The sequence below is a fragment of the Streptomyces sp. NPDC004732 genome, assembly GCF_040609235.1.
Lineage (GTDB): Bacteria > Actinomycetota > Actinomycetes > Streptomycetales > Streptomycetaceae > Streptomyces.
Window position 1 is genome coordinate 155,244 of sequence record NZ_JBEXJR010000005.1, and the last position, 15,079, is coordinate 170,322.

The 15,079-nt window shown below is 71.4% G+C and carries 14 protein-coding genes; 6 read left to right on the plus strand and 8 right to left on the minus strand.

Features of this window, described 5'->3' with window-relative positions; translation table 11 throughout:
• Positions 1-123: 123 nt before the first annotated feature.
• On the minus strand, positions 124-969 hold the full coding sequence (locus ABZV77_RS16210) for a protein phosphatase 2C domain-containing protein (protein ID WP_356256367.1): 846 nt from the start codon (positions 967-969) through the stop codon (positions 124-126).
• Positions 970-1,557: 588 nt separating this feature from the next.
• On the opposite strand from ABZV77_RS16210, the gene ABZV77_RS16215 reads away from it, so the two are divergent.
• From ABZV77_RS16215 to ABZV77_RS16235, 5 genes are read left to right on the plus strand one after another with little or no spacing between them, the layout of a single operon-like run.
• A complete protein-coding gene (locus ABZV77_RS16215; RefSeq protein ID WP_356256369.1) occupies positions 1,558-4,194 on the plus strand; it encodes a nitrate- and nitrite sensing domain-containing protein in 2,637 nt (878 codons plus the stop codon).
• Between the two features lie 8 nt (positions 4,195-4,202).
• Positions 4,203-4,700, plus strand: a complete 498-nt coding sequence (locus ABZV77_RS16220) for a roadblock/LC7 domain-containing protein (protein WP_356256371.1) — start codon at positions 4,203-4,205, stop codon at positions 4,698-4,700.
• Positions 4,697-5,113, plus strand: a complete 417-nt coding sequence (locus ABZV77_RS16225) for a DUF742 domain-containing protein (RefSeq protein ID WP_356256374.1) — start codon at positions 4,697-4,699, stop codon at positions 5,111-5,113. The genes ABZV77_RS16220 and ABZV77_RS16225 overlap by 4 nt, the downstream gene beginning before the upstream one ends.
• Entirely contained in the window at positions 5,094-5,711 is a 618-nt protein-coding gene (locus tag ABZV77_RS16230; RefSeq protein ID WP_356256376.1) for an ATP/GTP-binding protein, read from the plus strand. Before ABZV77_RS16225 ends, ABZV77_RS16230 begins: the two co-directional genes overlap by 20 nt.
• Positions 5,712-5,738: 27 nt before the next feature.
• Entirely contained in the window at positions 5,739-6,977 is a 1,239-nt protein-coding gene (locus tag ABZV77_RS16235) for a styrene monooxygenase/indole monooxygenase family protein (protein WP_356256379.1), read from the plus strand.
• Here ABZV77_RS16235 and ABZV77_RS16240 read toward each other — a convergent pair.
• From ABZV77_RS16240 to ABZV77_RS16255, 4 genes are all read right to left on the minus strand, one after another.
• Complete coding sequence (locus ABZV77_RS16240) at positions 6,947-8,053, minus strand: C40 family peptidase (RefSeq protein WP_356257607.1); 1,107 nt, start codon at positions 8,051-8,053, stop codon at positions 6,947-6,949. The two genes, ABZV77_RS16235 and ABZV77_RS16240, sit on opposite strands and share 31 nt — an antisense overlap.
• 374 nt (positions 8,054-8,427) lie before the next feature.
• Positions 8,428-8,700: a hypothetical protein gene (locus tag ABZV77_RS16245; RefSeq protein WP_356256382.1), complete on the minus strand. Its 273-nt coding sequence runs from the start codon at positions 8,698-8,700 to the stop codon at positions 8,428-8,430.
• Between the two features lie 38 nt (positions 8,701-8,738).
• A complete protein-coding gene (locus ABZV77_RS16250; protein WP_356256385.1) occupies positions 8,739-9,467 on the minus strand; it encodes a TetR/AcrR family transcriptional regulator in 729 nt (242 codons plus the stop codon).
• Between the two features lie 105 nt (positions 9,468-9,572).
• A complete protein-coding gene (locus ABZV77_RS16255) occupies positions 9,573-10,511 on the minus strand; it encodes a diiron oxygenase (RefSeq protein WP_356256388.1) in 939 nt (312 codons plus the stop codon).
• Between the two features lie 126 nt (positions 10,512-10,637).
• On the opposite strand from ABZV77_RS16255, the gene ABZV77_RS16260 reads away from it, so the two are divergent.
• The gene (locus tag ABZV77_RS16260; RefSeq protein WP_356256391.1) at positions 10,638-11,744 is read left to right on the plus strand and encodes a ferritin-like domain-containing protein; all 1,107 of its coding nucleotides are present in this window, start codon (positions 10,638-10,640) and stop codon (positions 11,742-11,744) included.
• A gap of 9 nt (positions 11,745-11,753) precedes the next feature.
• On the opposite strand, the gene ABZV77_RS16265 is transcribed toward ABZV77_RS16260, so the two are convergent.
• The 3 genes from ABZV77_RS16265 to ABZV77_RS16275 all read right to left on the minus strand — a co-directional run bounded on the left by ABZV77_RS16265 (position 11,754) and on the right by ABZV77_RS16275 (position 15,001).
• Positions 11,754-13,214 (minus strand): penicillin-binding transpeptidase domain-containing protein, encoded by a 1,461-nt coding sequence (locus ABZV77_RS16265; protein ID WP_356256394.1) that lies wholly within the window; start codon positions 13,212-13,214, stop codon positions 11,754-11,756.
• Positions 13,211-14,575, minus strand: coding sequence for an FtsW/RodA/SpoVE family cell cycle protein (locus ABZV77_RS16270; protein ID WP_356256397.1), 1,365 nt, complete (start codon positions 14,573-14,575; stop codon positions 13,211-13,213). The genes ABZV77_RS16265 and ABZV77_RS16270 overlap by 4 nt, the downstream gene beginning before the upstream one ends.
• Before the next feature lie 75 nt (positions 14,576-14,650).
• Positions 14,651-15,001, minus strand: a complete 351-nt coding sequence (locus ABZV77_RS16275) for an SH3 domain-containing protein (RefSeq protein ID WP_356256400.1) — start codon at positions 14,999-15,001, stop codon at positions 14,651-14,653.
• Positions 15,002-15,079 lie beyond the last annotated feature (78 nt).

A 15,079-nucleotide genomic window follows, 5' to 3' on the forward strand; every position in this document is an offset into this window, starting at 1 on the left:
GGCCGGGCATGGCCGTGCGATCTCCTCGCATTCGATCCTTCCCTTTCCGGGAGCGGAATTTCAACTCCGAATTCCTGATCTCTACTTCAGTTGAAATGTTCCGGAGGTGTATTTGTATTTCTCTCACCATTCCGCGTAGACGACCGCCGCGTCGTCGTGCCGCTTCCCGCGCGGGAAGGCGAGGCGGTCCGGATCCGCGAGCTCCAACTCCCGGACCCGGTCCACCAGATGCTGCGGCCCCTGCTTGCGCAGCAGCGTGAGGCAGTCGGCCCAGTCGCCCTCGCGGAACGTCTCGACCCACCGCCCGGCCCCGTCGGTGAGCGCCGCCACTGCCGTGACGTCCGCCCGCGGCAGCTCTCCGGTGACGGCGCGCAGGGCGGCGGCGGGGTCGGAGGCGGCCGTGAAGAAGCCGTCCTCCGCGTTGCGCAGCGCTTCGACCGCCGCTCCGTAGGCACGGGCCGCCACGTCCCGCTCGGCGGAGCCGCGCGGCAGGGCACGCACCTGGTCGCGCAGGGCGTGCACGGCGGGCGGCAGCTCGGCGAGGCGGCGGTCGAGGACGGCGGTCACCTCGCCCTCGTGGCCCGCGATGAGCAGCGCCGAGTCGGACAGGACCAGGTGCTCGACGCGCTCCTCGTCCCACCGCACGAGCACCACGGTTGCCTGCGGAGTGCGCGGGTGAGAAAGGTCACAGGTTGAACTATGGGCGTCGGCGGTACGGGTGATGGCCGCCGCCAGAATCTCAGTGAGCGTCATATCCCGCCGTGAAACGGACAGTTCCCCCAGCGCGCCGCCGAGTCGCGCGGTGAACCAGGGGACGGAATGCGGACAGCCCACCGACCCCTCCGGTGGTGTCACGCCGTCCAGGAGGACGAGCGATCCGCCCTGTCCGGACGCGGGAAGCGCGACCGACGCGTAGTCCTCGTTGGGGCGTGCGGGGTCACCGGGCTCGGTGGCGAGTTCGATACGCATCCGGCCAGTCTGCACGAGCTCTTCACAGGGTCCACCGGATGCCGAAAAGAGGGGGCGAACCGGCACCCGCGGGCAGGCCCGACGCCGGAAATCGACCGGAATGATCAACTCCGTCAGGGGTGTGGCGGCGCATCCTGCCAAAGCCGGTGGGAGACGTCCAACCGGCGTGCCGCAGGGGGCCCATGGCGGCCGTACCGGGACTTGCCCCCCAACTCCCCGCCGATGTTCACTCCTTCGGGTGGCCAGGCAGGCGATGCGCGACCGCCACCAACCGGCACTGGAAGTGTCAGGAGCCGTACCGGGGGGAGCGCTCGCGTTGACAGGTCGTCACCCGGGCCAAGGGCAGACGAAAAACCAAGAATGCGAGCACCGGTGCAGAAGATGCGGCCTCGGCGCAAAGGCAAGCAGACGGCCCCGGAAGGGGCCACGCCGGGCGCGACGACTCCTACCGAGCATGCGCCGGAGCGCACGGCCACGGACGCCTCCCCGGGCGCAGGTTCCCCGGGTGCGGGCTCGCCGGGTGCTGCCTCCGCGAGTGCGGACGCCCCTGTCCCGGCGCCCCCGGTCAACAAGGCGCCCACCGCACGCGTGCGCAATCGGCTGATCGTCGCGGTCGCCGTCGTGGCTGCCGCCGTCGCGGGTGCGGGTGCGCCCGCCGTCGTCGCCGCGTCCGGCAGCCTGAACGACAAGCAGAGCCTGGTCACCCTCGCCGGACAGACCCAGCAGGCGGTCTCCCTCGGTCACTCGCTCGCCGACGAGCGGGACGAGGTCACCACGTTCATCGCCTCCGGGCGGCCGCAGGGCAAGGGCCTCTCCGAGAGCCGCAGCGCCCGCGTGGACCGGCAGATCGACGAGCTCCGCGGCGCCGAGGCGCCCGCCGGACTGCGCGACGACCTCGCCGACATCGCCGCCGTGCGCAGAGCGGCGCTCACCGGCAAGAGCACCGCTCTCGAAGCCCATGAGGCGTACACCAAGGTCATCACCGAACTGCACGGCCTCACCCGCGACCTGGCCGAGCAGCTGCCCCCCGAGGCCAACCGGGGCGCCCTCGCCCTCTCCGACCTCGACCACGCCGTCGAGCAGGCCGCCGCGGCCCGTGGACTCCTCCTCGCCGCCCTCGCCCTGCCCAGCCCCACCGGCACCCCCTCCGTCGACCCGGTCACCGGCCTGCCGACCACGGTCACCGAGGAGTCCCCGGCCGACGCCCGGCGCCGCGACGAGCTCACCACCGCCGCCCAGCAGGCCCGCGTCCGCGAGCTTGCCGCCCTCGCCGACTTCCGCGACGCGGCGGGCGACTCCGCCCGCGCCGCGTACGAATCGACCGTCACCGGCTCCGAGGTCGGCACCGCCGAGAAGTACCTGGAGCGCCTCACCGACGAGCCCAAGCTCTCCGCCGCCGAGCGGCGCTACGACCGCAAGAAGGTCGACGCCGCGCTCTCCGCCCGCATCGAAACGATGCGCGGCGCCGAGTCGGCGCTCGGCGTCGCGCGCGCCAAGCACCTCGCCCAGCTGCGCGACGACGACGTCACGGCGCTGGAGATCCGGATCGCGCTCGTCGGCGTCTGTCTGCTCGTCGCCGTCGGCTTCGCGATGGGCACGGCCCGTTCGCTGACCCGCCCGCTCGCCGTCCTGCGCCTCGGCTCGGCCCGCCTCGCGACCGAACCCGCGCCCCAGGAGCCGATCAGGTTCACCGGCCGCGACGACGAGTTCGCCCAGGTCGTACGCTCCGTCAACGCGCTGCACGGCCACGCGGCCGCCCTCACCGAGCGCCTGGGCACCCTCGAATCGGACCGCAAGCACCTCATCGGGCAGCGGCAGTCCATGGCCGACGAGCGCGCGGCGCTGCGCGAGGAACTCGCCGAGGCCTCCGCGCACCTGGAGCGGGTGCGCCAGTCCATCCACGGCACCTTCGTCAACCTCGCCCTGCGCACGCTGGGCCTGGTGGAGCGCCAGCTCGCCGTCATCGAGCACCTGGAGGACCGCGAGCAGGACCCGGACCGGCTCGCCACGCTCTTCAAGCTCGACCACCTCGCCACGGTCATGCGGCGGCACAGCGAGAACCTCCTGGTCCTGGCCGGCGCCGACCACGGCCACCAGCACCCCGGCGCCGTCCCGCTCGTCGACGTCGTGCGCGCGGCCGTCTCCGAGATCGAGCGGTACGAGCGCGTCCGCATCTCCACGCTGCCGCCGCACGCGCACGTGGCGGGCTTCGCCGCGGACGACATAAGCCACCTCACCGCCGAACTCCTGGAGAACGCGACCTCGTTCTCGCCGCCGGACTCCTCCGTCGAGGTCTCCGGCTGGCTCCTGGAGAACGGCGAGGTGATGCTCTCCGTCCAGGACGAGGGCATCGGCGTCACCCAGGACCGGATGCGGGAGCTCAACGCCCGCCTCGCCGACTTCGACCCCGACGACGCGTACGACCAGGAGAGCGGGGACGGCCTCGGGCTCGGTCTGTACGTCGTCGCGCGGCTCGCGGCCCGGCACGGGGCGCGGGTGCGGCTGCGGGACCAGAAGCAGGGCGGGGTCGCGGCGGTCGTCGTGCTGCCCGAGGGGATTCTCGCCGAGGCTCCTTCGACGGCCGCGGTGGTCACGCCGCCGCGGTCCGGGGAGCCCCTGACCCATCTGCCGGGATCGGAGGCCGAGGCCAACTCCAACGTGCTTCCGGGGCGTCTGACCAGCGCATCCGGTGAGGACCCGCTGATCGCGGCGGCCGAGCGGACGCTGGAGTCGGCGCTGCCTTCGCCCTCTCCCTCGCCGTCTCCCGCACCTGAACCGTCACCGTCACCTTCGGCGGAGACGACCATGGAGCTCGCGGCGCCCCCGGCGCCGGAGGCGACCGCGCAGGACCTGGACCCGGCCCCGGACCCTGACCCGGCCCCGGAGCCCGACGCGGCCCCTGAGCCGGAGTCCGAGCCCGAGCCGGAGCCGGATTCCGAGTCGGACTCCGCGCCCCCCAAGTGGGAGCGCGTCACCGACAAGGGGCTGCCCAAGCGCACCCCGAAGATCACCGCGCCCGCGGCCGCCGCGCCCAAGCCGCGCACCGGATCCGTGGACGCCGAAGCACTGCGGCGCCGCCTCGGCGGCTTCCACCAGGGCGCGATGAGCGGCCGACGGGACGTGGAGGCCGAGATCGCCGGGGAAGACCCGACGGCCGAGCCGCCGGAGCAGAACGAACGAGCCGCAGACGTAATGGGGGACCCAGTCGAGGAGGCAAGCAGTTGACTGCGCCCATGCGCACGCCCAGTTCTTCCGCCGAACCCACCGCGTACGGCCTGAGCAGGGAAGCCCGTAACCTGCACTGGCTCCTGACGAACCTGGTGGAGGAGGTGCCCGGGATTCTCTCCGTCGCGGTCGTCTCGTCCGACGGGCTGCTGCTGCTCTCCTCCGACCCCGGGCGGAACGCCGAACGGCCCGCGGACAAGCCCACCGGGCCCAAGGGCTCGAGCGCCGACCTCGCGACCATCGTCTCCGGGCTCGGCTCCCTCACCATCGGCGCCGCCAAGCTGATGGACGGCGGAGGGGTCAAGCAGACCGTGGTGGCGATGGAGGAGGGCAGCCTCTTCGTCATGGTGGTCAGCGACGGATCGCTCCTCGGCGTGCACGCCACCCCGGACTGCGACATGAGCGTCGTCGCGTACCACATGGCGCTGTTCGTCGGCCGTGCCGGGCACGTCCTCACCCCCGAACTCCGCAGCGAACTGCGCCAGTCGATGGAGAGTGCCCGATGAGCAGCAGCCGCAAGACACCGAAGCTGCCGCAGCGCGGCGGCGAGCGAAAACCCGCCCGTGTGCGTCCCTACTCGCTGACCGGCGGCCGGACCAGGTTCGGCCACGTCCTGCTCGTCGAGACGTTCGTGGCCAGCAACGCCGCGATCGAGGCGCCCGACGAGCGCCTCGAACTGACCAAGGGCACGCTGTCGAGGGTCATGCCGGAGATGCGGGCGATCGTCGAGATCTGCCGTCGCATGCGCACGGTGGCGGAGATCTCCGCGCTCCTCAAGATGCCGCTCGGTGTGGTCCGCGTGCTGCTCAGCGACCTCGCCGACCAGGGAAAGATCCGCGTGTACGGAACGGGCCACGGCCCGGGACAGCCCGACCGCGCACTGCTGGAAAGGGTGCTGAGTGGACTCCGCCGTCTCTGAACTCCTCGAGAACGAGGGTCAGTTGCAGGCCTGGCAGACGGACAGGTCACGTGCCCCGATCGCCACGAAGATAGTGGTGGCAGGTGGCTTCGGCGTCGGCAAGACGACGCTGGTGACCGCCGTCTCCGAGATCACGCCCCTCCAGACGGAGGCGCTGATGACCCAGGCGAGCGCCGACACCGACGATCTCACCGCGACCCCGGAGAAGACGACCACCACGGTCGCCATGGACTTCGGCCGCATCACGCTCGACGACGACCTGGTGCTCTACCTCTTCGGTACGCCCGGCCAGCAGCGCTTCTGGTTCATGTGGGACGACCTGGTGCGCGGCGCGATCGGCGCCGTCGTGCTCGCCGACACCCGCCGCCTGTCCGACTGCTTCCCGGCCCTCGACTACTTCGAAAGCTGCGGCCTGCCGTACATCGTGGCCGTCAACCACTTCGACGGCAGCGAGGAGTTCGAGGTGGTGGACGTGCGCGAGGCCTTGACAGTACCGCCGCACATACCGGTACTGATCATGGACGCCAGGCAGCGGATCTCGGTCATCGAGTCCCTGCTCGCCCTGGTCGGCCACGCGCTCGACGCGACCCCCGAGTAAGAGCCCCGAGGAAGAAGAAGGACCCGCATGCGGAAGATACTTGTCGTCGGAGCCGGCCAGGCCGGACTCCAGATCGCCCTCGGGCTCCAGGCGCAGGGGTACGAGATCACCCTGATGTCCAACCGCACAGCGGACGAGATCCGGTCCGGCCGTGTCATGTCCACGCAGTGCATGTTCCACACGGCGCTCCAGCACGAGCGCGACATCCAGGCGAACTTCTGGGAGTCGCAGGCCCCGAAGATCGAGGGCGTCGGCATCTCCGTCGCGGGCCCCGACGGCTCCCGACCCATCGACTGGGTCGGCAAGCTCGACGGGTACGCCCAGTCCGTCGACCAGCGCGTGAAGATGGCCGGCTGGATGGACACGTTCGCGCAGCGCGGCGGCCAGCTGGTCATCCACGGCGCCGCGGTCGGCGACCTCGACTACTTCTCGCGCACCTACGACCTGGTGCTCGTCTCCGCGGGCAAGGGCGAGCTCGTCTCGATGTTCGAGCGCGACGCGTCCCGCTCGCCGTTCGACACCCCGCAGCGCGCGCTCGCGGTGGCGTACGTGCACGGCCTCGGCCCGCGCCCCGAGCACCCCGAGTTCGACGCGGTGCGCTGCAACCTGGTGCCCGGCGTCGGCGAGCTCTTCGTCATGCCGACGCTCACCACGTCCGGCCGCGCGGACATCCTCTTCTGGGAGGGCATCCCCGGCGGCCCGCTCGACGTCTTCCAGGGCGTCAAGGACCCTTCGGAGCACCTGGCGCTCACCCTCGAACTCCTGGAGAAGTTCCTGCCCTGGGAGTACGCGCGCGCCACGAAGGTCGAACTGACCGACGCGGGCGGCACGCTGGCCGGGCGGTACGCCCCCACCGTGCGCAAGCCGATCGGACAGCTGCCCAGCGGCGGCCTCGTCCTCGGTGTCGCCGATGTCGTCGTCGCCAACGACCCGATCACCGGGCAGGGCTCCAACTCGGCGTCCAAGTGCGCCGCTTCGTACATCTCCTCGATCGTCGAGCACGGCGACAAGCCCTTCGACGGCGACTGGATGCAGTCGGCCTTCGACCGCTACTGGGAGACGGCGCAGCACGTCACCAAGTGGACGAACGCCATGCTGGGCCCCCCGCCGGAGCACGTCCTCAACCTCCTCGGCGCGGCCGGGCAGTTCCAGCCGGTCGCCGACCGGTTCGTCAACGGCTTCAACGACCCCGCGGACCTCGAGAACTTCTTCTTCGACCCGGACAAGACGGCCGTCTACCTGGAGTCGGTCACGTCCGGCGCCTGAGTCCCGCCGAACCCGAGGTCGCTGCCCGAGGTGGCGCCCGCGGGCAGCTTCGGCGGGGTGTACCCGTGCATGGCCCGGCCCCCGGGGTCGGGCCGCACGGCGCCGAGGACCGGGTTGGCCGCGATCGGCGAGACCTTGACGCGGGAGCCGGGGCGCGGCGCCTGGACGACCTTGCCGTCGCCCAGGTACATCGCCACGTGCGTGGCCTTGGGGAAGTAGACGACCAGGTCTCCCGGCCGGAGCTTCGACAGCGGTACGCGGCGCAGCTCGGCCCACTGTTCCTGGCTGGTCCGCGGGATCGTGCGGCCCGCGTGCGCCCAGGCCTGCTGGGTGAGACCCGAGCAGTCGAACGCCTCGGGGCCCTCGGCACCCCACTCGTAGGGCCGTCCGATCTGGCGCACCGCGTAGTCGAGGGCCGTGCCGCCCTGGCGTGAGGGCGGCCGGTCGGCCGGGCTGCCGCCGAGGGCGCCGGACGCCAGGAACTTCCGCTGGGCCTCGGCCGTGCCCGCCTCCTCCGCCTGCCGCAGCGCGGCCAGCTGGTCGAGGGTCAGCGAGGAGAGCAGCTCCTCGACGTCCCTTAGCTGTCCGTCGACCTCGTCCCGCTGCTTCTTCTGCCGGGCGGCCAGGGCTGACTGGGCGGCAAGCGCCCTCTTCGCGGCGCCCGCGAGTTCGTCGGCCTTCTTCGCGCCGCCCGCCAGCCGCTCCATCGTGGCGGCCCGGTCCGCGGCCACCCGCTGGATGACGTGGCCCTGGTCGAGGGCGCGCTGCGGGTCGCGGGCGAGCAGCAGGCGCAGGTACGGGGAGAGCGTGCTGGTGCCCTGGTACTGCTGGCGGGCGAACCGGCCCGCGTCGCCCCTGCTGTCGCGCACGGAGGCGCGCGCCTTCGCCAGCTTCCGGTCCAGGGCCGCGGCCCTGGCGCGCTGCTTCTTCAGCTTCTCCTCGGTCGCGTTGTACGTCTCCGAGGTCTCCTCGGCCGACCTGTACAGCCGCTGAAGGTCCGTCAGGAGCTCGGTGACGGGGCGTTCTCCCGGCCCTGGCCCCGGGGCCGCGTGGGCGGGGGGAGTGCCGGTGCACAGGGCGCCGAGGGCGGCCCCTGTGCAGACCCACCGCAGCAGTGTGCCTGACACGTCATCACCTCCGTGGCGCGGAGGGCTTTCCTGCGCGCAGGGCGAGCGTCAGGCCCCGGCGCCGGGGCCGCCTCCTGGCGGGGGCGGGTGGCGCAACCTCGGTCACCCTTGCAGGGAGCGTCGGCGTGGTGGGTTGCGTCGCACGGGTCCTGTCTGCGGGCGGGTGGGGGCTGGTCGCGCAGTTCCCCGCGCCCCTGTACCTGCACCTTCGCCCCGCGCCCCTTCTCGCGCCCTCGGCCCCGGCGCCAGGGCGCCCCGCAGGGGCGTTCGAGGGGCGCGGGGAACTGCGCGACAAGCCCCCACGCACCCGCAGGGAAAGACCGTCAGCGGGGCCCCGGTTTCGACCACGGCCACTTCAGGCCGCCCCCCTTGTCGCCCTCCGCATCGAAGTCGTACTGCCAGCGCGCGCCGAGCGAGATCCGGCTGCCGGTCGCCGCGGCCACCCGCCGGTAGACGAGAACGGTCGGCGGGCCGCCCGCGTCGTCGGGGACGGGCACGCGGTAGACCTTCGGCGGATGTCCGGTCGGCCCGAGCAGCACCGGGAGCACCCGGCCGTCCAGGGGGCCGCCCACGAACGGGGTTTCTTCGCTCTTCACGCCCCCAGTGTCACACCCCCTGCGTCACACCGCGGAGGTCAGAGCAGGTGCGCCGCGTCGGCCACCACGGGCAGGACGCCCCGCGCGAGGTCGCCCACCGGCCCCTCGGGCGTCTCCAGGGTCAGCGCCCACCGGACGACCTCCGCGGTCTGCGGGTCGCGTCCCGCGGTCGCCACGAGCACCGCCATGAACTGCTCCACGAGCATGTCCCGCAGATCGCCGAGCGGCGGCTGCTTCTCCTCGTCCAGCCAGATCAGCGAGGCCGCCTCGACCGCAGTGATCCACATCCGCACGGTCATGCGCAGCCGCGGTCCTGGCTCCGGCACGTCGAGGTGGCTGAGGATGTGCTCGGCGGCGGCCCTGCGCACGCCGTCCACTATCGCGGAGGTCCGCGAGGTCTCCACCACGCTGCCGCCCTGCAGCAGCGCGCTGAAGCCCGTGTCGTGCTGGTCGACGAAGGCCAGATAGCGGTCGAGCGCCCGCGACAGCCGCCGGGTGAGCGGTCCCTCGGGCGGCTCGGCGAAGCACTGCTCCAGGTCGTCGGCGGCGGACCGCAGCGCGGCCTCGTACAACTGCTGCTTCCCGCCGGGGAAGTAGCGGTACACGAGCGGCCGCGAGACGCCCGCCGCCTCCGCGACGTCGTCGAGATTGACCTCCTCGGGCGCGCGGTGCGCGAAGAGGGTCAGCGCGGAGTCCAGGAGCTGCCGCCGCCGCGCCTCGACGCTCAGGCGGCGGTACGCGGGCGTGGTGGCGGCGGGCGAGGTCATGCTCCGCAGCGTAACTCGGGGTGGCCGTCAGGGGCGCGAGGCTGTGACATATGCGGCTCCGCCGCGTGGGCGCGACCAGCCACACACGGCCCGCAGCAAAAGAACTCAGGCCAGCAACCCCGAAGACCGCCAAAGCCGTCGCCCGACACCTCGCATCACACCGATGTCGTCCAGGAAGTCCGTCAGCCGCTTCGCCCCGGTCTGCATGACCTCCCTGCGGTGCCCGCTCGCCTTCACCTGCGCGACGGCCTCCCTGCGGTCCAGGCCCACGTTCGTGTAGACCTCGGGGTTCACGAAGGCGATGGAGAAGACGCGGGCGGCCTCGCCGCAGCTGAGGCGGGTCAGCTGCCGCTCCCAGCCGGGCGCCGTCACCATCTGGCGCCGCAGCTCCTCGCGGGCGTACCGGACGTGGCGGGCCTCCTCGACGACGTGGATGCGGGTCACGCCGCGCACCAGCGTCTGGACGCGCTCGTCGGGGAACGTCAGCCGCTGCATCCAGTCGAGGATCTCCTCGCCGAGCAGGGTGCAGGCGAAGGAGCCGGGGGTGGTGGAGACCGTCTTCAGGACGCGTGCCAGGTTGTGGTTGAGGCGCGTGACGGGGTACGTCGGGGCGCCGCCCTTCTCGATCATCCGCGCGAACATCATGGAGTGGCGGCACTCGTCGGCGATCTCGGTGAGCGCGTACCGCACATGGGCGCTGGTCACCGACTTGTCGTAGATGTGCCGGACGAGCAGCTGCATCAGGATGATCTCGAACCAGATGCCGAGCGAGGCGAGGGAGGCCGCCTCGTGCCGGGCGAGGTCGAACCGCTGCTCCTCGGACATCCGCTTCCACATCGGCGTGCCGTAGAGGGAGACGAGCTCCGGCGGCCAGAACCACTTGCCCTCCTCGACCGGGGCCTCCCAGTCGAGCTCCTTGTCGGGGTCGAAGGAGTGCTTTGCGGACGACTCCAGGAGCCGCAGGGCGACCTGTTCGCGGTCCTTGAGCAGTCCGAGCGCGTCCCGCAGGCCCTCTAGCGAAACCTCTTCCGTCACCGTCGTCATGACTGTTCCTGCCTTGTCGCGGGGTTACCGGCGGTCAGGTCTTATGAGACTGCTTGTCAGTAAGGCCGTCAATCCCTTGCGCACGACTTGTTGACCGCTTGTCCAGTAGCGTGTGAGCCTGCCGTCATGGCGACGCACGAGCTTTACACCAGTCCACCGGACGGGCTCAACTGGCGCGTTCCGTCCGCCAGTTCGGCCCGCTTCAGCTGGGAGTACGACGAAGGGCGCGAACGCCTCCTCGCTCTCTACCAAAAGGGCAAGGACAAGCAGTGGGACGGCGCCAAGCGCATCGCGTGGGACCTGGAGGTCGACCCGCTCGACCCCCTCGGCACCCCCGACGAATCGATGACGCTCTACGGCACGCCGCACTGGGCGAAGATGACCGAGCGGGACAAGGGCGAGCTGCGCAAGCACTACGCCTCCTGGCAGTTCAGCCAGTTCCTGCACGGCGAGCAGGGTGCGATGGTGTGCGCGGCCCGCATCGTGGAGTCGGTCCCCGACCTGGACGCGAAGTTCTACTCCGCGACGCAGACCATGGACGAGGCGCGGCACGCGGAGATCTACAGCCGCTTCCTGCACGACAAGATCGGGATGCTCTACCCGATCAACGGCGACCTCCAGGCGCTGCTCGGCGACACGCTCCGCGACTCGCGCTGGGACATGCCCTACCTCGGCATGCAGGTCCTCATCGAGGGCCTCGCGCTCGCCGCGTTCGGCATGATCCGCGACACCACGGACAAGCCGCTGCCCAAGCAGATCCTCGCCTACATCATGCAGGACGAGGCCCGGCACGTGGCCTTCGGCAGGATGGCGCTGCGCGACTACTACAAGCAGCTCACGGACGCCGAGCGGCGCGAGCGCGAGGAATTCGTCATCGAGGGCTGCTACTTGATGCGCGACCGGCTGCGCGGCGTCGAGGTCCTGGAGAACTTCGGCATCCCCAGGGCGCAGGCCCAGGAGTACAGCGAGCAGTCCGAATTCCTGGCCCTGTTCCGGCAGTTGCTGTTCTCCCGGATCGTCCCGTGCGTCAAGGACATCGGCCTGTGGGGCAAGCGCCTCCAGGAGGCCTACGTGGACATGGGCGTCTTCGAGATGGGCAACGCCAACCTCGACCAGCTCATGGCCCAGGACGAGGAGATCGCCGAGAAGCTGGACGCGGAGCGCTTCGCGGCCGAGGAGCACGAGCGGGTGGCGGAGGTGCGGGACGCGATCGCGTCCGGCGGTTTGGACTGACGCCGCCGGTCAACGGGTGCTGATCGCCGCCTCCATCACCGCCTTCGCGATCGGCGCCGCGCTGCCGCCCCCGCTGATGTCCCCGCGGTCCGCCGCCGCGTCCTCGACGACGACGGCGACCGCCACCGAGGGCTCCGGGTCGTCGGCCGCCTGCGCCCAGGAGATGAACCAGGCGTACGGCGTACCGGAGTTGTCGATGCCGTGCTGCGCGGTGCCCGTCTTGCCGCCGACCGTCACATCGGGGATCGCGGCGTTCGTGCCCGTGCCCTCGTCGACGACCTGCGTCATCATCTCGCGCAGCTGCGCCGCCGTGCCCGGATTCATCGCCTGGTGCAGGGACTTGGTGCCCTCGGTGTCGACCACGTCGCCGTCGTCCGTGGTCGTGCGGTCCACCAGGTGCGGCGACTTCACCGAGCCGCCGTTCGCCACGGCCGCCGACACCATCGCCATCTGCAGCGGCGTCGTCCGGGTGTCGTACTGCCCGATGGCGGAGAGCCCGAGCTGCGCCTTGTCCATCGAGGTGTCGAAGTTGCTGGCGGCGACGGACGAGGGGATCTTCAGGCCGCCGTCGTTGAACCCGAAGTTCCGGGCCGTGCCGAGCATCGGGCCGAGGCCCGTGTCGACGCCGAGCTTCGCGAAGACCGTGTTGCAGGACCACTGGAAGGCGTAGCGCAGGCTGGCGTTCGTGCAGCCGTCGACCTCGTTGGTCAGCTGGGTGCTGGTGCCGGGCAGCGTGTACGGGTTCGGGGACTTGGTCGGCGCGTCCGGATCCGTCACCGCGCCGGAGTCCAGCGCCGCCGCGGCCGTCACCACCTTGAACGTCGAACCGGGCGGATAGGTCTGCCGGATCGCCCGGTTCAGCATCGGCTTGGCGGAGCTGCCGTTCAGCTCCGCCCAGGTGTCCGTCACCGCCCGATTGGTCCCGGAGAGCCTTTCCGGGTCGTACGAAGGGGCGCTGACCAGCGCGAGGATCTTCCCGGTCGACGGTTCGAGCGCGACGACCGCACCCCGCTTGCCGCCCAGGCCCGCGTACGCCGCCTGCTGCACCGGCGCCTTGATGGTGGTCTCGACCTTGCCGCCGGGGTTCTGCGCGCGCGTGATGTCGTTCCACAGGGGGAGCGGGGCGAGCATCGGATCGGTGCCGGAGAGGATGTCGTCCTCGGCGTTCTCGAGGAACGTCGTGCCGTATACCTGCGAGGCGAAGCCGGTCACGGGGGCGTACAACGGCCCGTTCTTGTACGTCCGTTCGTAGCGGAGCTGCTCGCCGGTGTCCTTGGATCCGGTGACGGGCCGCCCGTCGACCATGATGTCGCCGCGCGGCTGCTCGAAGCGGACGATGGCGTTGCGGCGGTTGGCCTGGTTGGCGTCGAGGGAGTCGGCCTGGAAGACCTGGACGCGGGTGGCGTTGACGAGCAGCGCGATGAGCAGCAAGGCGCAGAAGGCGGCGGCGTGCCGGATGTACCTCGTCACAGGGGCCCCTCGTCCACGGGCTGGCTGCGTGCCGAGTCGCTGACCCGGATCAGCAGCGCCACGATGATCCAGTTGGTGACGACGGACGAGCCGCCCTGCGCGAGGAACGGCATCGCCATGCCGGTCAGCGGGATCAGCCCCATGACGCCGCCCGCGATCACGAACACCTGGAGCGCCAGGATCGAGGAGAGTCCGATCGCGAGCAGCCGCCCGAAGGAGTCGCGCAGGGCGAGCCCGGCCCGGAAGCCGCGCTCCACGAGCAGCGCGTAGAGCAGGAAGATCGCGCAGAGCCCCGAGAGGCCGAGCTCCTCGCCCGCCGTCGCCAGGATGAAGTCGGACTTCGCGGCGAAGCCGATGAGGATGGAGTGCCCAAGCCCGAGGCCGGTGCCGAGCATCCCGCCCGCCGCGAACGCGAAGAGGGACTGGGCGAGTTGGTTCGGCCCCCGCCCCGCCTCGATGGAGGCGAAGGGGTGCAGCCAGTCCTCCACCCGGCTGTGGACGTGCGGCTCCAGCGAGCCGACCGCGAACGCGCCGAGCGCGGCGAGGAGCAGGCCGACCGCGATCCAGCCGATGCGGCCGGTGGTGACGTACAGCATGATCACGAAGAGCCCGAAGAAGAGCAGCGAGGTGCCGAGGTCGCGCTCCAGGACGAGGACGCCGACGCTGAGCAGCCAGATCGCGACGATGGGTCCGAGGACGCGCCCGGTGGGCAGCTGGAGGCGCTTGAACCGCCACAGCGTGCGGCCGGTGTAGGCCAGCGCGTTGCGGTTGGCCGCGAGGTAGCTGGCGAAGAAGACGGCGAGCAGGATCTTGGCGAACTCGCCGGGCTGGATGGAGAAGCCGCCGACCCTGATCCAGATCCGGGCGCCGTTCACGGCGGGGAAGAAGATCGGCACGATCATCAGGAGCAGCGCGGTGACGACGGAGAGGTAGGCGTAGCGCTGCAGGACGCGGTGGTCGCGCAGGAAGAGGACGGCGGCGATGAACAGGCCCACGCCCGCGGTCGACCAGATCAGCTGGGCGGGCGCCGCCTCGTCGTGCGGGGTCTCCAGGTCGAGCCGGTAGATGAGCACCAGGCCGAGGCCGTTGAGGAGCACCGCGATGGGCAGCAGCAGCGGATCGGCGTACGGGGCGCGGAAGCGGACGGCGAGGTGGGCGACGAGCGCGAGCACGCCGAGCCCGGCGCCGTAACCGGCGGCGCCGGGCGGGACGGTGTCGTTCTTGGCGAGGCCGACCGCGCAGTAGCCGTACACGGAGAGCAGGACGGCCACGACGAGCAGGGTGAGTTCGGTGCCACGGCGTCGGGGGACACGGACAGCGGGGACCGCTGGGGGTGCGGTGCCCGCGCTGGTTCCTGCCATGCCGGGAACGTAGCAAGCAAATCACCCGGAAGTCCGCTTATGTCGACTATGTCGGCCATGCGGGGCGAGGGTGCGTCAGCACCAGCGCGGGACCTGCCCGATGTTGGCGATGTAGTGCGCGGAGCCCCAGGCCCAGGTCCCGTCGGTGAGCAGGTACCAGAGGTTGTTGTTGGCCACGCGGTCGCCCGTGGTCTTGCAGAAGATGGTGACGACCCTGCCGTACGGCTCCGTGCGGATCACCTTGCTGCCGCGGGTCGGTGCGGTGCGGAGCAGGAGTCCGGTCTTGGCGGTGACGCGGCCCTTGTAGACGGGCGGGTGGTTGTTGGCGTCGTCCAGGGCGGCGGCGGGACCGGCGGCGGTGAGCGCGGCGAGGGCGCCGCCGGCGGCGAGTATGCCGAGCCGGATGGCGGTGGTCCGCGGGGACATGGGGCCTCCTCGGGGGAAGGGCGGGTGGGGCGGCCGAGGCGGGTGCCCGTAAGCCGCAATTCACACTAAAAGCGGCAC